Origin of the sequence: Vibrio sp. Vb2960 (assembly GCF_033337665.1) — a bacterium.
Classification (GTDB): domain Bacteria; phylum Pseudomonadota; class Gammaproteobacteria; order Enterobacterales; family Vibrionaceae; genus Vibrio; species Vibrio alginolyticus.
On record NZ_JAWORD010000024.1, the window covers coordinates 1 to 15,516 of the forward strand.

Sequence of the window (15,516 nt, forward strand, 5' to 3'; positions counted from 1 at the left end):
ACATAAGTAATGTTTGAATTGACTGTGCTGAATCTTTCGATTCAATGGTCACTTCGTTTCATTGAAACCTAATTTGAAGCCGAAGCTTCCAATTGGATTATCATCAACGAGTGCCCACACAGATTGATAGGTTCTTATTTTTAAAGAGCTTTTCTAACATTTTCAGCAACTTAGTTGCTCGTCGTTAGGGGTGCGTATCTTACTTCACACCGTGAGAGAGTCAAGCATTTTTTCAAATTCTTTTTTCTCTCTTCCCGACTCGCTGTGTGACTTTCGTCTCACTCCGTGTCGGTGGATGCGCAGTATAGGGAGTTGAGAAATTAGTACAAGTGTTTTTTGCAAATAAAAAACCAACCGGTCACAAATTAGCCAAAAGTGCGATATTTGCATATTTCTTCGTCACATTTGAGACATATCACAGCAATTGGTTGGAAAAACACCAACCATATACGTAAGATTCATGTGTCTATTCTGTTAATGGGCAATCGATCTCTTTATCACTATGTGTAGTAATTAAAATGACGTCTAAAAAAAATCTGATTTTATGTGTTGGGCTGGCCATCGTTGGGGGAATCATCTTCTCTCAATTCATCATCCCACCAGCCTTGAGCTTCCTCATTGGTGTTATCGCTACTGCTTTTCTTTTTTCATTTTCTAGCAAAACACCTGTTCTTCAATCTTCGGATCCTGATCCTTCAACTAAAACGCTGTATGTCGGCAACCTTCCTTATAAGGCCAATGAGAGTCATGTTCGCGATTTGTTTGCTGAATATGGACAGGTCTATGCGGTACGCTTAATGAAAGATAAGCGTACTGGAAAAAGAAGAGGGTTTGGTTTTGTAGTGATGGCTGCGGCAGATGCCAAGCCAGCTATCGCTAAACTTAATGAAAAGGAATATATGGAGAGAACGCTAAAAGTGAGAATTGCGAACGATCCTAAACATCCGGATGGTGGTAAACCTGAACAGGATTAAAACCTAGCTTCTTTAAACAAATGTTCAGTGCATCTTCCTGCCAAGGAGTTGCACTGGCATAAATCGACTTACTTCCCTCTTCTGTATCCTCAATTTCATCACTTAATAGCAATGCTTTTACTCGACGTGCAATCGCTGCGCCTGAATCAATTAAAGTAACGTCCCCACCCAAAGCTTGATGAATCTCCTCTTTGATTAAAGGGAAGTGAGTACAACCGAGCACCGCAACATCGACTTTATCGCGAAGGGGAAGCAGGATATTTGTCAGTTCGTCGAGAGAAACGCTGTTGCCTCGCAACTTCTCTTCGGCCATATCTACCAAGCGAGTTGATCCCACCAGCTCAACTGGTTTGCCTTGCGCAAAGTCCCGTATTAACTCGTGAGTATATTGGCGTGTTACTGTCGCCGGAGTGGCGATCAGCCCTACCCCTTTTGATGCTAAAAGCGATGCGGGTTTAATCGCAGGGACAACACCAACAACGGGAATCGATAAATTTTCGCGTAAGGAAGGAAGCACTATGGTGCTCGCCGTGTTGCAAGCAATGACGACAATGTCGACTTGGTGTTCTTCGACTAATGAAGAGACCAGTTGGTTAACTCGTGAAATGAGTACAGCCTGATCGAGTTCACCATAAGGGTAAGCCTGATTATCGAATAAGTATAAGTAGTCTAGCTGGGGCAATAGGCGATGTATCTCTTGGAATACAGAAAGGCCACCAACACCGGAGTCAAAAACTAGGACTTTTTTCTTACTTGCTACTCGCACGAGCCTTACCTAAAGAACAGAAACGTTGCGATCATACTGCGTAGATTTGTTTTGGCAATGCTTTAGCATGGTATCTTTGATGGCTGAATCTATCTCCAGATTCTACATCTCGCTTCGTCAACTCGATATGTCCTTGAAAAGATGGCGAAGACGTGACCAATGTGTGAAATTCACCATTTTCCCCACAGGGATCAATTTGACTTGGTAATGACTCTATTAGGGCTTTGTCATACCAGCGACCACACCATTCTGGAGGGAGAACTCTTCCGTCGATGGTGATTAACATAGTTTGAATACCACGCTCTATGATTTCCATCGCTAGTTTTTCGCTGCTCTCCCCTAATAGAGGAAAGACGCATTCCCAGCCAACAGGTTCAATATAGCTGCGTCGGTAATCGGCAATGCCATTACAAAACATATCACCAAATGCGACAGCTTCTATGTTCAGACCACTACTTTGTAATGCATTAATGATGGTCGATTGATAAATGTCGTTACTTGGAAAGATTTCAGGTAGCTCGATAGTAATGAGCGGAAGCGCAAGTAAGTCTGCTTGCATTTGTACGACTTCAAGCGGAGTTGCTTGGAAAGGGACTTCTTTCCCTACGTAAGTCGTGTACAAACCGACAACTTGATAATTTGGATTCTCGTTAAGGCGCTCAAGCGTTAATGTCGAATCTTTACCACTGGACCAACTGATCACCACTCGCTTGGGTTTCTTCATTCGATTTTCCACCACAAAATATTAAAAACCGCCCGAAGGCGGTTTGTGCTCATTCACGATTAGAATTCGTAGCCAACGTTGAGATAGTACGCTCGCTCCGCAGCAGGGTAACCTTTTGCCATCTCATACTCTTCATCAAGTAGATTATCGATACGAGCGCTAATAGAGGTCGACTCATTCGGATAGTAAGTCACCGCCGTATCAACCAACGAGTAAGAAGAAAGCGTGATATCTTGTGAAGGCCAAGTGCTGTAATCCACATCTGGACGCTTACCGACGTACTGATAGCTAACCGACCAATCCACTTTATCGAAGCTCACTAAAGTATTCCACTTATACATTTCTTTAGCGCGGCGCTGCAACTGATGCCCTTTATCGTCTTCTGCATCTTTATAATCTGCACTCAACTGGTGCTGCACAATCCCTGTGTCAAACTCAGCAACAAGCTCCACACCTTGGATATGTGTTTCACCATCGACATTCAAATATTTGTATGTGGTTGGATGGTAATCGATAAGATTCGTGATTTTATAGTCATAACCCGTTACGGACCAAAAAACGCCTTGGACATCACCGCTGAATGCTAGCTCCCAAGCATCTGACTCTTCCGGCTTAAGATCTTTCTCACCGTATGTTGGATCATACTGTTGATATAGGTTTGGAGCCTTAAACGCAGTACCAAAAGAAGCTTTAACCCCAAACTCTGGCACAAACTGGTAACCAGCCGCTAAGCTGTAAGTGAACTCACTACCGTATTCTTCGTTATCATCAAGGCGAGCACTGCCCTCAAGCATTGCTTTATCAATACTGGTGGTTGCCATACCGAACAGAGCGCCATTGGTACGATCAAACGTTTTATTCGCACTCTTGTCTTTATAAGACTCATTACGCCAGTCAATACCACCAGCAAACGTCGTATTGTTGTTTAGCAAGTAACTGTTGGTCCACTGGACATTTTGCTGCTCAAGTTCATCTTCAGTACCTGAGTGTTTGCCTTTTGCTTGCTCATAGTTCCAAGACTTCTGTTTCTGTGCTGTTACTTGTAGTTCTGACATCACATTATCAGACTGATACTTACCGCCCAGAGTGACAGAAAGATCGTCTTTTTCTGCTTCGTAGTAACCGCGACTGCCGTAGCTGCTGTCATATTGATAAACATTTTCGTAAGCACGTAGGTTACCAAATGCAGACCACTGGTCATTGAAGTTATGCACGTAACCTAGCAGACCATTCTTTGTATCAAAGCCATGGCGATCACCGTCATTAACTCCCGGTACAGGACGAACGTTATAACCATCATCACTTTCACTACCAAGCGCGATATTTAGCTGGCCGCTCTCTGTGACTTTAATACCAGATGCCACACTCAATTCTTGATAATCTAAACTACCTAAACCCGCACTTAACTTCGTTCCTTCTTCGTCAGCACGCGCAATGGTGATGATATTGATCACGCCACCAATCGCTTCTGAGCCATAAAGTGACGCACGCGCACCACGCACGTACTCAATACGTTGAACGTAAGTAAGTGGGATTTGGTTAAAGTCCACAGCGCCCTTCGCTGCTCGCGCAAAACGTACGCCATCAACCAGTACTAAAACTTGGTCGGAACTGGTTCCACGAACAAATAAAGACGCTAACTGACCACGACCACCATTTTGTGAAACTTGAATCCCCGTAAGGCGACGCAATACATCTGGTAGGGTTTTCGCTTGAATGCGATCGATGTCTTGTCGAGTAACTACTTCGACATCTGCCAACGTACGGCTTTCGGCTTGCTCAAAACGGTTTGCAGTAACAACGATGGTTTCGTCAGTGGAGGTTTCTTGGGCCTGTAGATAAGAGACAGGTGAAAGCAGCGATGCCAAAGTTATCGCCAGTGCGGATTTTCTCATTGTATTGTCCTAAATCGCGTAATTCCTTCCGAGCCCTGTCATCATGACAGTCCAGTGCTGTGGCTCAGTTGTTGGCAGGTATTCGGACTCAAGAGCACGGGTGTACCGCCTACTTGCTCGACTTCCCACATAAACTAATGCAGTGTCTGATGAGCGTTCGTTCTCTTTTACCGCTGCGCGTCAGTTCTGGATTCACACCAGATTCCCATTTCAGCCATCTAGATTGCTAGATAGCACCAACTTGAGGCAAATATTATTCAGCTATTGATTATTTGTCCAGCCAATATTGCCCTTAGAAGTTGTAACGTTTTGATTGATTTTGCTTTCTACTCTGCCTGTACGCACTATCTTTAAATCAATTCCAGTACAAAACTGGACATCCTATTGAGATTGAATAAAATCTGCGCTCTTAAATTGAATGCACCATAAAAGGTAAGATCATGGCTACTCTTGATGTAAACCCACAACGCTACCAAGAACAACTGGCTGAAAAAGTCGAACGTCTCACGGATATGTTCGCGCCATACAACATGCCAGAACTGGAAGTGTTTGAATCACCAGAGCAGCACTACCGCATGCGTGCTGAGTTCCGTGTTTGGCATGAAGGCGAAGATCTTTACTACATCATGTTCAACCAAGAAACTCGTGAGAAGTACCGTGTTGACCAATTCCCTGCAGCAAGCCGTCTGATCAACGACCTGATGCCGCTATTGGTTGAAGCGATGAAAGACAACGACTCGCTACGTCGTAAACTGTTCCAGGTGGATTTCCTGTCGACGCTAAGCGGTGAGATTCTGGTTTCACTCCTTTACCATCGCCAACTTGATGAAGAGTGGATTGAAAACGCGAAAGCCCTTAAACAGCGTTTAAATGATGAAGGCTTTAACCTAAACATCATTGGTCGCGCTCGTAAGATGAAGATTGTCCTAGACCGCGACTACGTGATCGAGAAGCTCGATGTAAATGGTCAAAGCTACATCTACCAACAAGTGGAGAACAGCTTCACTCAGCCGAACGGCAAAGTCGCAGAGAAGATGCTGGAATGGGCGGTCGACTGTACCCAAGAAAGCACTGGTGACCTACTAGAACTTTACTGTGGTAACGGTAACTTCTCGCTGGCGTTGGCACAGAATTTCGACCGCGTACTGGCAACTGAGCTAGCGAAGCCATCTGTGGTATCTGCACAGTACAACATCGCTGCCAATAAGATTGATAACGTACAAATCTTACGTCTATCAGCAGAGGAATTTACTCAAGCGATCGAAGGTAAGCGTGAATTCCGTCGTCTACAAGATGCAGGTGTAGATCTGAAGAGCTACAACTGCAATACGATTTTTGTCGACCCACCACGTGCTGGGATGGATGTCGATACTTGTAAAATGGTGCAAGGTTACGAGCGCATCATGTACATCTCTTGTAACCCTGAGACTCTAAAAGAGAACTTGGACACTCTATGCGAAACACACAACGTAACGCGTTTTGCTCTGTTTGACCAATTCCCTTATACCCACCACATGGAAGCAGGTATCATGCTAGAGCGCATTAAATAAGGGTTTAAACGGTTTTTAATTGTAGCGAAAATCACTCTGGGTACGGCTTGGGGTACGGGAGCATCTAAAATGCTCGATTGCTATGATTGGATTTGATGTCAACGCCACCAGCTTTGCTAGTGGCGTTTTTGTTTTAGCTATCACTAAATCAGAAGTCAGTGCGCACTCATTTTTCAGAAACAATCAGTTCTGAGTACTAAAACACCCAGGCTATTTTTTAGTTTGCTTGGTGTACTCCTGCTCTATGAGATACTCAATAAGTTTGTTTTTCTTCATATCAAGTGCTTTAGACAGGTGGTCAATTTTCTTTTGCAGAGACTCCTCCATCTCAAAACTGTAGGCCTTCACCTTTTTAAGCTTGTTCTTCTCTCTATGCTTATATTGATTCCATGAAAGATTCAGTTTATGAACGTACACACTTTTGCCAACAATGTACTCCTCACCTGAGGTATTTATTGAAAACTGAGAGCTTTGGTCCCAAAAAAAGAACGATATCGCTAACGATAAGCTATGCGCTTTTGCACTAACAGGAATCTCAATGGGTAGAAAAATGCCGTCATTCTCTAGCCTACTTTCTGTCCATTGAGCCCTGTCTCTATTGTCTTCCAAAGTTAGTTTGAAGAATGCTGATTGCCTAAACTCAAGATATCTCCTCTTGAGAGCATCCAACAATTCTTTCTGTGATTTTGCATCAACTTTATTTTCTGAAAATAAGTAATGTAAATAAAGAATAGTATGCATCTTTGACTTAGAGTTATTCTCACGAAAGCTCGGCACTGTAATAGTAGTGATACGACCTAAGTGACTGTTAGCGAAAACCGTCTTGAAATCCATGTTCAGATTCATGTTTAACAGCTTAGTGTTATTGGTCTTGCAACGAAAACCGAGCAGCATGAAGTACCAGACAAAATAACATGTCTCGTAATCTCTAAAATCAATCCATTCATATTCACTCAAAGCGACATTACTTTCTGCAAAGCGGTTTCTTTTCTGCTTGAGATCTTCGACTTTACCCTTCCTAACCGCATCTTTCGCAATGTCTATTCTTAAGTCGATGTCATCCTGATTACTTACGATGTCTAGCTCAAAGCTCACATCAAAAAGAAACCTAGGGTCACTATCTACATTTATATTCTCGACAACACTAGCCATTTATTACTCAGTAATTTTAAAGTATTTATTAGGTATTTTTTAAATGTTTTCAAGGTATTTTTCAAGTATAAACATAAAAGAAGATCCACCGCCAAACCTAGCTTTAGCAAGATTATCATAGCCTTTCATTGAAAAATTACTGAGCTTAGACCTGTTCTTATGTGACAGCGTAAGCTCAGGCATGACGTGACTGGCAAAATGACATCGTTTGATGTCTGTTTTTTTCAAAAAGGAAAGAGGCGTTTCGCCAAACTGATGGGTAGTTTTTATCAGAGTAACTTTTGCAAGTGTTGAAGCTACTGGACGCCTTGCTGAACAAAGATACGTGGCTGGAATGGGGGAGTGAGAAACTGTCGGTAATAATAGTATTTATATGAATCTTATCTAATTAATTACAACAACCTATCTACCTATTGAGAACACTAACCAATAGGAATGATAGAAATGAACAATTATCTTGAACATGCAGAAATACTCACCATTGATGATATGGACTTACCGGTATACTCCAAGAAAGGACCTCTAATACCTTCCTGCCTTTTAGCTATTAAAAGCACTTTTGATAGGGCTCTAGATCAATACCCTCGAACATTGTTGCTTCGTATCGATTTGAGATATCCCCAAGGCTTTTCAAGCGAGAAAGTATCAAGTAAGCAAATCACAAAATTTCAAGAATCCTTCAAAGCGATTATGTGCGCTTACCTAAAACGTAAGACGCACAACCGCCACTCTAGGCCACGATTTATTTGGTGCAAAGAGGCCGTCACTTCAGAGAACCCTCACTATCACGTTGCCGTATTGCTGAATGGTGATGTTTTTCAAGGAATGGGACCTTACGATGATGTTACGGGAGAATACGTTTCTGGGATGATTGCTAAGGCTTGGGCAAGTGCAACAGGTCTTTTGGTTGCACAAGCAAGTCGTGCGATTTGTTTCGCTAAGAACGGCACGTGTGAAATCAATAAGAGGTGCGATAAAGAGATCTATGATAATCAATACAATCAAGCCTTTTACCGTGTTAGTTACTTTGCTAAAAAAGAAAGTAAACTACCTAGGAACGGAAGAAGCTTCGATTACAGTCGCTATTGAGTTTACAAAAAAGAAAGGCCCGCAGGGGCCTTTCTGTCACCTAATCCGTCGTGTAGCGGAACTCCCCTTCACTGGAGAAGATTTTTATCTCTAAGACTCTACAGCGCGTTGTGGTGACGTATCCGGTTGAATCCCCGTACTTCAGTTCCACCTCAGGATAACGGTGCCATACAACACCATTCGCTTTGCTATCGCTAGATGGCTTTTTGTAATCGGGATTACTCAGATTATTGAGTAAATCATCGGATTGGCTGTATTTATTCTTGTTTACAGTCACCTTGGCCATCTCTGGCCAAGCGACCTCACAATTGCCTCGGTTTACTTCAATGCCGAAGATGGTAGAGAAGTCAAAAAGGGCCGTCACAAATATTTTCGTTTTGGTTCCCCATTGAGTATTGATGTCTTTGTATTCCACTTTGTAGCCTTCAGCAGACGCATTAAAGGCCAATAGCACTGACAGTGCTGTTGTAAGCACAATTGGTTTCATGAGAAGTATCCTTTGAACAGTTATTCGATGAGTTGATATTAAAAGGTGGTTGCGACAACTTATGTCGAAGAGAAGTTGGCTTTGAGAGATGTAACCGTAACAGTGCTTATCTACCAGCCAAAGAGATAGCGTAAACCGCCTAAGCATGCCCCTAGCGCACCGCCTATAATTTTGCCCAGGTGCTTGCCTGTCGTGCCAAACACACTTCCTATTTCTTCGCCGTATTGCGCACCTTGAGTCGTCGTGTCGAAGATTGCCTCCCACAAACTAAGACTGGTTTTTTTGTTGTAATCACTGGCATCGTTGTCTTTCCAATTCTCATGTCGAGGGGAAAGCGTGCGATTTGCCAGTAAGAGCCGTTTATTTTTTGGTAAACGTTCAACAATCAAATACAGCAACTTGGAAAGGTTATAGGGTCGTTGCTTGGTCAATCCATCACAGTGCCCCGCAACGTAGTAGACGGGCTTTAGATAAACCCCTGTTGCGCGTAATACGCGTCGATGAACCGAGCGCACCATGGTTTCAAGATAAGCTTTTGATGCGGGTGTCGGTGTATTGTTTTCGTAGTCCCAGGATTGATTTCCTTTTAACGCATTATCGGCTTGATTAATGGCGATAATTAAACGGTGCTGTGCGTCTTCGCCTAATGCTGGAATAAGCACATCATTAATCAAGGTGATAGGTGTGCCTAAATCGCGTGAGCCACCATCAAGAATCACAAGTACCAGGTCAATCACGAAACGGTTCTGCTCATCTCTCGCTCTCAGCGTATTTTTCAATAAGTGGGCATGGCGCTTGTCTTCTTCGATGCCATCCCCCAGACCAGGACTATCCCAAAGAATAAGGTTGTTCAGACGATATTGCGTAACACCCTGAGTGTGCGGCTCACAACTGATGCCCACCTCTGCAACGCTCATGTCAAAGAGAGCGTTAATCGTTGAGCTTTTTCCTGCTCCGGTGGCTCCTGTTATGAGGATGTTGAGCTCGGTGGCTCTCATTTGTTTGAGGTTATCGAGTAACTTGGTGCGAGTACGCTCATTGAGGGATGCCTGGCGTATCTCACTTTCAAGCGCAGTGAAAAGATCGTGCTGTTCGGACATAAGCGCTCCTTAGTTAGCGTCCGGAAAAATTACAACTAGCTACCTCCTTATGACGAACAAATCATGAGGACAGAAAAATGAGACTAATTCGACTAAAAGAAGTGCTGGATAATACAGGTTTGAGCCGTGCGTATATGTACAAGCTCATGGCAGAGGGTAAGTTCCCTAAATCGGTATCACTGGGTTTTCGCAGCGTGGCTTGGGTAGAAAGTGAAGTACAAGACTGGATATTAGAAAGAGTGGCAGAACGAGATGAGCGATTGGGTTTGCCAATGCTAGAACAAGAAGCAGTGGCTTAAACAATTTTTGTAGTGCATTCCTCTTTGGTAATGCTCCAGACCTCATCACCAAACCCGCGTAACCATCGATCGAGCTGAAGTGAGTCAATCACCGTTGCCGTCACTTGATACCCACCATCAATTAATTCCACGTGCTGATCGATCGACAGCGGCGTTTCGAGTAAGTGATAACCGCTTTCTCTGCCAATACAAAACGACAGTCGTATTTCCTCCCCTTCAGCAAAGTAAAAACGCCCATCTAAATCATACCGTTCCAAGTCAAAATCACTTGGATAAGTAAAATCAAACGTAGAGATGCTTGCTTTATGGATACGATGCAATGCCAAAGAACGTTCGTTAGTGTGACCGCGAAAACGGCACACGAGATAAAGACGGCTTCCTTGTTGCGCTAACCCCAATGGCATCACCTCTTTGCTTTTCTGCTCTAGATTGGCATTGGTATAACAAAGGGACAAATAACGATTGTGGAAGAGAGCGTAACTGACCTTCTCAAAAATCTCATTGTCGATGTGGGGAGGAAGCAACGGTACGCCCTCACTAACAAAGCGCACTTTCTTTAGCCATTGACGCTCTTTCACATTGCTGGTGGTGGGAAATAGGTGTTGCTTGGCGTCATTGAAAACCGTGTCGAGAGTTTTCATCAAGTTTACAGGGAGAAGATAACGCAGATAATTTTCCGCCAAGCTCAATAAAACCGCCTCTTGTGGACCGTGTGAGAGCAAATGGCGCGAGCGACGACTATAGCCAAAAGGCTTGTCGCGCATATCCACGTCGACATCATCAAAGAACTGAGCGATATCGGTGAGATTGCGCTGAATAGTTCGCTCTGAACGCACAATGCCCACTTCACTCAGTTGCTGCTGGATCTCTTTGGCTGTGATTTTGCGACTGTTCGGAATGCGCTTATAAATCTCAAGAACCAGCTGGATGTAATGCTGAGAGCGATTAAGCTTAGTATCGTTCATAGATGGCTTTATTTTTAAGCGCACGAACCCTCACCCACACAAGAGTTGAGTAAAGACAATGAGCTAACAAATTGATTAAAGTGAGTTTACGAGGCGCTGCGTTGACTTATGTCGCAGCAGTTTTGCGAGGAAATAAAGAAAGCAGCGGACACGGCAAAGCGCCGAGTCCCCTTACCATCATTAACGGTGACGGTTCACCAAGCTTTGAATGGCATCGTCACTATAGCCACGACTTTTAAGCTCCTGGCGAGCAGCCCCAATGGTCCATGTACCGCCTGAACGATTGGCAATAGTACGCGCTAACTGATCATCACTCTTACGAGCAGCATCCGCTTGCGCTTCTTTCATATCACCGTACGTATCAGAAGCCATCTTCGCTCCCGCTTGTGCACCTGCTTTAGCAAGCTTTCCAACGTTGTCCCAAAATCCCATTTGGTTATCCTTCTTATTAAGTGGTCAATTCCCATGCATGGTACGAATTGGTGCGTTAACTTATGTCGTACCGGATAAGGTTTGTCTTAAAAATGAGCGAGCTAGCCAGTATCCTGAAACCTCAACAGAGGGGCCTCTCATGCAAGACACTCAACACCAAGAACATTACAGTGAGCAATCCTTTTGGGATAAGCTCAAACGCTACGCCAAGAAAGCTGGTCGTGAGGTTATTGAAACGGCCTTGATCCTTTACTACTGTGCGAAAGACAGCGATACGCCGCGTTGGGCGAAAACCGCAATACTGAGTGCGCTGGGTTACTTTGTCTTACCTATTGATGCCATACCCGATGTTTTGATAGGGATTGGCTATAGTGATGACATTGGTGTGTTGATGGCGGCTTTGGCTTCGGTAGGGGCGCATGTAAAACCAGAACATAAGCAAGAAGCAAAGCAACAGGTGGAAGTCTGGCTAGATTGATAAAAAGTTAATGAGAAATCTGAATGTCGTCGTAACACTCCCATTCGACGTACTGAAGAAAGTTTTGCTCCCACATTTGATACAGCTCATCGATACCTGGAGAGCGAATGCTTTGCCACCCTGTGGCGACGGTAAAAGCGACTTGATTGCCAAAGTCAAAATCAATGCATCGCTCTAGCTCCGGATAATAATTCCCCATATACGCAAAATCGGTAATGTAGAGAATATCAACCGTTTTACCATTCACAATGTTGAGGCCAATCTCAACCGGATGATATCCCCCTTCTTCCGCACTATAGCTTTTGTCTCGAAAATTGATAGAGAGGGCATGGCTGGTGGACCGTGTCGATTCCATCGAGGCATGACAATGTTGGTTTAATAACGTCAGAAGCTTATTAGAAACAGGCAGCACTGACGGCGTAAAATTCAGTATAGACATGGCTAGATCTCCTAAAAGTGGCCGAGGTTAAAACGTGATCATGAGTGGTGTTCATCGAAGGTTTGAATCATCGATAACTGAATGTCATCAAAGAGGGACTGAGTAAGGTGTCGAGAGAGCGCGTTCAGCCAAGTATCTAACAGCGCTTTCACTTGCGGGTGTGCAAGACTTGCAGCACCGCTATCTGGTTGATAACACCAAAGATTGAAGAGATGAAAGTAGAGTTCAGTCTCCATCTCACTCGGTTTATTTTCCGAGTAAGAAAAACTCGCTAAGCAGACAACCTGCCAATCTTCACTGGCCGATGTACGACGAAATTGAATTTCAATGGGATGAAGCCCCTGCCCCGTCTGGTAATAGCGTTTTTGTCGACAGTTCAGGACCATACGTTGAGCTTGTGGAGGAATCGAATAGTGTTGGATTACCAAAAGCAATGCTCGATGAAAGCCATCCAACAGTTCCAGTTCACCCGATGTTTTCTGGATCATAGTAGCCCCCTTTCTGCAAAAGAAATGGCGCTATCACCAACCACGATATGATCAAGAACTCGAATGTCCACCAGCGCTAAAGCCTCTTTAAGCCTTTGCGTAATTTGTTTATCGGCTTGGGAAGGTGTGGCATCGCCAGAAGGGTGATTGTGAGCAAAGATGAGTGCGGCGGCATTGACCTTTAAAGCCGCTTTGAGGACTTCTCGGGGATAAACACTTGCCGAATCAATTGTGCCAAAGAAGAGCTCTTCAAAGGCAATAAGGCGATGCTGATTATCTAGAAACATCACCGCAAACACCTCTCTTTCATGGTGTTTTAACTTGCAAGATAAATAGGTTTTTGTTGCATCGGGATTGCAATATTGATCGCCTCGGAGGGCGCGTGCAGCAAGGATTTCTGCGGCCGCGTCGAGCACCCTGTCCGCCGTAACAGGACCATCAAAATAGTAGTTGTTTTCGCGCATAAAAAGCTCCTAAAAATGAAACCGTTGAGGTATGCACGAAGATGATATCTATCTGAAATTGTTTTGATTGCTATGGGTCAGCAACGGCAAATCGTGGTATTTTCAGCTGTAAAGTGACGCGGATTTGTGTGCTACTCTCATCTTAGACTTGATGCACAATTTTAAGACCGTCAGAGTTTGATTGAGAAAACAAAGAGAAAAGCGCAGAAAGTGACGGTTGTGAGGTATAATCGTCCATCAATCGAAATACGCTTAGTTCTGCTAAATCAACAAGCCATTCAATCAACAATACGTCGTTATCAGAAAAGAGGAAGCCAATGAGTAAGATAGACAGGTTAACCATCCAGGGTTTTAAGTCTATCCGTTCGCTGGATAAGCTACAGCTCAACAACTTAAACGTTCTTATCGGTGCAAATGGCGTCGGTAAGAGTAACTTTGTCAGTTACTTTAGAATGTTGCATGAGTTAGTTGAAGGTCGTTTGCAAGTTTGGACGAGCAAACAAGGTGGCGCTGATCGTGTATTGTCATATGGCGTCAAAGAGACTCAGAAACTTCATACCACTATACGTTTTGGGGTGAATGGCTATTCGGCAGATTTAGAGCCTACCACGGACGATAATTTCACTTTTTCGAGTGAGAAGCTCTATTTCGACGGCCCATTTTTTGGGGTTACAGAGCCCAACTTAGGAGCCGGACACAAGGAGTCTAACTTAAAGAAAGAGATGCAATCAGGCACGTCATCAAAAGTGGCCTCTTTCTGTTATTCAGCGATTTCTGCTTGGAAGGTTTTTCATTTCCATGATACGAGCGACACAGCAGCAGTAAAGCGCCTTGGGGCAGTTCACGATAACGAGTATCTACGTTCAGATGCGAGCAACTTAGCCGCATACTTATTTAAGCTACAGCGTGAAAACTCTGAGGTCTATGCACAAATCTGCAAAACCGTGCGCTTAGCTGTACCATTCTTTGATGATTTCGTTCTCAAATCTATTCCGCTTGCTTCTGGTGAAGAGCAAATACGCTTACTGTGGAAACAAGCCGATAGTGACTACCCTCTTTGGCCTAGTCAGCTTTCCGATGGCTCTATCCGTTTTATTTGTTTGGTCACAGCTTTATTGCAACCTAACCCACCATCGACCATCATCATTGATGAGCCTGAACTAGGTTTGCACCCTTATGCGATAACGCTATTAGGGGCATTGTTACGCAGTGCGTCAAAACGGATGCAGGTGATCGTATCTACGCAATCCGTTCCACTGCTTAATGAATTTGAGTTGGATGATCTTATTGTTGTAGAGCGTGAAGAAGGCGCATCGACATTTAAACGCTTAGATGCTGATAAATTCCGTACTTGGCTAGATGATTATTCGGTTGGCGAGCTATGGGAGAAAAACATCATTGGTGGGAGACCATCAAAATGACCATAGTGCATGTAATTTGTGAAGGACAAACAGAAGAAGCTTTTGTGAAAGAGTTGCTGGTGGAGCCATTCGCCCTTAAAGGCATTTACTTGATGCCAGGGCTTATCGGTCGCCCAGGCCATAAAGGAGGAAACTTCAAGTTTGAACGGCTTGCTCCTGATATCGAAAAGCGTTTGCTGGCAGATCAACAGTGTTATTGCACCACCTTCTTTGATTTCTACGGGTTACCAGAGAGCTTCCCTGGTAAGAATGCCGTCGATGCCAATGCACCTGTCGCTGTTAAGGCTCAAACACTACAAAACGCATTCGCTGAAAAATTGACTGAGAAAATCGGTGCGAACGCTATGCGTCGGTTTATCCCTTACGTGCAGATGTACGAGTTTGAAGCACTGCTCTTCAGCGATCCGATAAAGATGGCTCAAGGTATGGATAGAGTAGAACTGGAAACGGTCTTTACCGAGATCGCAAACAGCTTCGACTCACCAGAACATATCAACAATAGCCCGCAAACAGCACCAAGTAAGCGCATCGAGAAGCATATTTTCGGCTATGAAAAACCACTTTTAGGAACTTTGGCAGCTTTAGAAGTGGGTCTAGAAACCATGCGTGAGAAATGTCCTTTGTTTGATACTTGGCTAAAAAATATAGAAGCACTGGCTTAACCTAAGTTAAGCCGGTTAGTGAGGCAAAAGTTACTGAATTTCTCTTAACTAAAAAGGATGTTGAGACTCCCAAGAGTTATCCGCAAAACAATACACATAATTGATACCCCTGGATGCGGGCCCCCTTCCAT

18 protein-coding genes and 1 riboswitch are annotated in these 15,516 nt (G+C 44.0%); of the genes, 7 read left to right on the forward strand and 11 right to left on the reverse strand.

The genetic code is table 11. From position 1 onward, the window contains the following. Window positions 1-518 precede the first annotated feature (518 nt). Complete coding sequence (locus R7O03_RS18600) at window positions 519-974, forward strand: RNA-binding protein (RefSeq protein ID WP_017636066.1); 456 nt, start codon at window positions 519-521, stop codon at window positions 972-974. On the opposite strand, the gene murI is transcribed toward R7O03_RS18600, so the two are convergent. The 3 genes from murI to btuB are packed head-to-tail and all read right to left on the reverse strand — an operon-like array spanning window position 937 to window position 4,359. Next, the gene (gene murI, locus R7O03_RS18605) at window positions 937-1,740 is read right to left on the reverse strand and encodes a glutamate racemase (protein ID WP_005389694.1); all 804 of its coding nucleotides are present in this window, start codon (window positions 1,738-1,740) and stop codon (window positions 937-939) included. The genes R7O03_RS18600 and murI overlap by 38 nt on opposite strands. 31 nt (window positions 1,741-1,771) lie before the next feature. Next, on the reverse strand, window positions 1,772-2,464 hold the full coding sequence (locus R7O03_RS18610; RefSeq protein ID WP_318131931.1) for an ATPase: 693 nt from the start codon (window positions 2,462-2,464) through the stop codon (window positions 1,772-1,774). 59 nt (window positions 2,465-2,523) lie between these two features. Continuing rightward, window positions 2,524-4,359, reverse strand: a complete 1,836-nt coding sequence (btuB, locus tag R7O03_RS18615) for a TonB-dependent vitamin B12 receptor (RefSeq protein WP_205391034.1) — start codon at window positions 4,357-4,359, stop codon at window positions 2,524-2,526. 55 nt (window positions 4,360-4,414) lie between these two features. After that, window positions 4,415-4,615: riboswitch (cobalamin riboswitch) on the reverse strand. A 184-nt stretch (window positions 4,616-4,799) separates the two neighbouring features. Here btuB and trmA point away from each other — a divergent pair. Then, window positions 4,800-5,909: a tRNA (uridine(54)-C5)-methyltransferase TrmA gene (trmA, locus tag R7O03_RS18620; RefSeq protein WP_318131932.1), complete on the forward strand. Its 1,110-nt coding sequence runs from the start codon at window positions 4,800-4,802 to the stop codon at window positions 5,907-5,909. Window positions 5,910-6,119: 210 nt separating this feature from the next. On the opposite strand, the gene R7O03_RS18625 is transcribed toward trmA, so the two are convergent. Beyond that, window positions 6,120-7,061 (reverse strand): hypothetical protein, encoded by a 942-nt coding sequence (locus tag R7O03_RS18625; RefSeq protein WP_275875430.1) that lies wholly within the window; start codon window positions 7,059-7,061, stop codon window positions 6,120-6,122. A 444-nt stretch (window positions 7,062-7,505) separates the two neighbouring features. Here R7O03_RS18625 and R7O03_RS18630 point away from each other — a divergent pair, with 444 nt between their 5' ends. Next, complete coding sequence (locus tag R7O03_RS18630) at window positions 7,506-8,150, forward strand: inovirus Gp2 family protein (protein WP_318131933.1); 645 nt, start codon at window positions 7,506-7,508, stop codon at window positions 8,148-8,150. Window positions 8,151-8,190: 40 nt separating this feature from the next. On the opposite strand, the gene R7O03_RS18635 is transcribed toward R7O03_RS18630, so the two are convergent. Both R7O03_RS18635 and R7O03_RS18640 read right to left on the reverse strand, forming a co-directional pair. Then, window positions 8,191-8,637 carry a hypothetical protein gene (locus R7O03_RS18635; protein ID WP_318131934.1) on the reverse strand — a complete coding sequence of 149 codons (447 nt, stop codon included), beginning with the start codon at window positions 8,635-8,637 and terminating at the stop codon, window positions 8,191-8,193. A gap of 110 nt (window positions 8,638-8,747) precedes the next feature. Beyond that, complete coding sequence (locus tag R7O03_RS18640) at window positions 8,748-9,737, reverse strand: GTPase family protein (RefSeq protein ID WP_140333558.1); 990 nt, start codon at window positions 9,735-9,737, stop codon at window positions 8,748-8,750. 77 nt (window positions 9,738-9,814) lie between these two features. Between R7O03_RS18640 and R7O03_RS18645 the strand changes: the two genes are divergently transcribed. Further along, entirely contained in the window at window positions 9,815-10,036 is a 222-nt protein-coding gene (locus R7O03_RS18645; protein ID WP_005378664.1) for a helix-turn-helix transcriptional regulator, read from the forward strand. Here the strand turns inward: R7O03_RS18645 and R7O03_RS18650 are convergent. Then, window positions 10,033-11,001: a helix-turn-helix transcriptional regulator gene (locus tag R7O03_RS18650; protein WP_318131944.1), complete on the reverse strand. Its 969-nt coding sequence runs from the start codon at window positions 10,999-11,001 to the stop codon at window positions 10,033-10,035. The two genes, R7O03_RS18645 and R7O03_RS18650, sit on opposite strands and share 4 nt — an antisense overlap. Before the next feature lie 180 nt (window positions 11,002-11,181). Then, window positions 11,182-11,433, reverse strand: a complete 252-nt coding sequence (locus R7O03_RS18655) for a hypothetical protein (RefSeq protein WP_140247726.1) — start codon at window positions 11,431-11,433, stop codon at window positions 11,182-11,184. 139 nt (window positions 11,434-11,572) lie between these two features. Here R7O03_RS18655 and R7O03_RS18660 point away from each other — a divergent pair, with 139 nt between their 5' ends. Further along, entirely contained in the window at window positions 11,573-11,911 is a 339-nt protein-coding gene (locus tag R7O03_RS18660) for a YkvA family protein (RefSeq protein WP_275875429.1), read from the forward strand. Between the two features lie 7 nt (window positions 11,912-11,918). Here R7O03_RS18660 and R7O03_RS18665 read toward each other — a convergent pair whose 3' ends face one another. From R7O03_RS18665 to radC, 3 genes are read right to left on the reverse strand one after another with little or no spacing between them, the layout of a single operon-like run. Beyond that, complete coding sequence (locus R7O03_RS18665) at window positions 11,919-12,350, reverse strand: DUF2787 domain-containing protein (protein WP_140333555.1); 432 nt, start codon at window positions 12,348-12,350, stop codon at window positions 11,919-11,921. A gap of 38 nt (window positions 12,351-12,388) precedes the next feature. Then, complete coding sequence (locus tag R7O03_RS18670) at window positions 12,389-12,838, reverse strand: DUF2787 family protein (protein WP_140333554.1); 450 nt, start codon at window positions 12,836-12,838, stop codon at window positions 12,389-12,391. Further along, the gene (radC, locus tag R7O03_RS18675; protein WP_001208958.1) at window positions 12,835-13,302 is read right to left on the reverse strand and encodes a RadC family protein; all 468 of its coding nucleotides are present in this window, start codon (window positions 13,300-13,302) and stop codon (window positions 12,835-12,837) included. The genes R7O03_RS18670 and radC overlap by 4 nt, the downstream gene beginning before the upstream one ends. 317 nt (window positions 13,303-13,619) lie before the next feature. Between radC and R7O03_RS18680 the strand changes: the two genes are divergently transcribed. Continuing rightward, window positions 13,620-14,723 (forward strand): AAA family ATPase, encoded by a 1,104-nt coding sequence (locus tag R7O03_RS18680; RefSeq protein WP_140333551.1) that lies wholly within the window; start codon window positions 13,620-13,622, stop codon window positions 14,721-14,723. Next, the gene (locus tag R7O03_RS18685) at window positions 14,720-15,385 is read left to right on the forward strand and encodes a DUF4276 family protein (RefSeq protein ID WP_140333550.1); all 666 of its coding nucleotides are present in this window, start codon (window positions 14,720-14,722) and stop codon (window positions 15,383-15,385) included. The genes R7O03_RS18680 and R7O03_RS18685 overlap by 4 nt, the downstream gene beginning before the upstream one ends. Window positions 15,386-15,516: the final 131 nt, after the last annotated feature.

Bases quoted from the DNA above. Each gene is read 5' to 3' on its own strand.
- R7O03_RS18600 (WP_017636066.1), top strand. From the start codon at position 519: ATGACGTCTAAAAAAAATCTGATTTTATGTGTTGGGCTGGCCATCGTT.
- R7O03_RS18610 (WP_318131931.1), bottom strand. From the start codon at position 2,464: ATGAAGAAACCCAAGCGAGTGGTGATCAGTTGGTCCAGTGGTAAAGAT.
- btuB (WP_205391034.1), bottom strand. From the start codon at position 4,359: ATGAGAAAATCCGCACTGGCGATAACTTTGGCATCGCTGCTTTCACCT.
- trmA (WP_318131932.1), top strand. From the start codon at position 4,800: ATGGCTACTCTTGATGTAAACCCACAACGCTACCAAGAACAACTGGCT.
- R7O03_RS18625 (WP_275875430.1), bottom strand. From the start codon at position 7,061: ATGGCTAGTGTTGTCGAGAATATAAATGTAGATAGTGACCCTAGGTTT.
- R7O03_RS18630 (WP_318131933.1), top strand. From the start codon at position 7,506: ATGAACAATTATCTTGAACATGCAGAAATACTCACCATTGATGATATG.
- R7O03_RS18635 (WP_318131934.1), bottom strand. From the start codon at position 8,637: ATGAAACCAATTGTGCTTACAACAGCACTGTCAGTGCTATTGGCCTTT.
- R7O03_RS18640 (WP_140333558.1), bottom strand. From the start codon at position 9,737: ATGTCCGAACAGCACGATCTTTTCACTGCGCTTGAAAGTGAGATACGC.
- R7O03_RS18645 (WP_005378664.1), top strand. From the start codon at position 9,815: ATGAGACTAATTCGACTAAAAGAAGTGCTGGATAATACAGGTTTGAGC.
- R7O03_RS18650 (WP_318131944.1), bottom strand. From the start codon at position 11,001: ATGAACGATACTAAGCTTAATCGCTCTCAGCATTACATCCAGCTGGTT.
- R7O03_RS18655 (WP_140247726.1), bottom strand. From the start codon at position 11,433: ATGGGATTTTGGGACAACGTTGGAAAGCTTGCTAAAGCAGGTGCACAA.
- R7O03_RS18660 (WP_275875429.1), top strand. From the start codon at position 11,573: ATGCAAGACACTCAACACCAAGAACATTACAGTGAGCAATCCTTTTGG.
- R7O03_RS18665 (WP_140333555.1), bottom strand. From the start codon at position 12,350: ATGTCTATACTGAATTTTACGCCGTCAGTGCTGCCTGTTTCTAATAAG.
- R7O03_RS18670 (WP_140333554.1), bottom strand. From the start codon at position 12,838: ATGATCCAGAAAACATCGGGTGAACTGGAACTGTTGGATGGCTTTCAT.
- radC (WP_001208958.1), bottom strand. From the start codon at position 13,302: ATGCGCGAAAACAACTACTATTTTGATGGTCCTGTTACGGCGGACAGG.
- R7O03_RS18680 (WP_140333551.1), top strand. From the start codon at position 13,620: ATGAGTAAGATAGACAGGTTAACCATCCAGGGTTTTAAGTCTATCCGT.
- R7O03_RS18685 (WP_140333550.1), top strand. From the start codon at position 14,720: ATGACCATAGTGCATGTAATTTGTGAAGGACAAACAGAAGAAGCTTTT.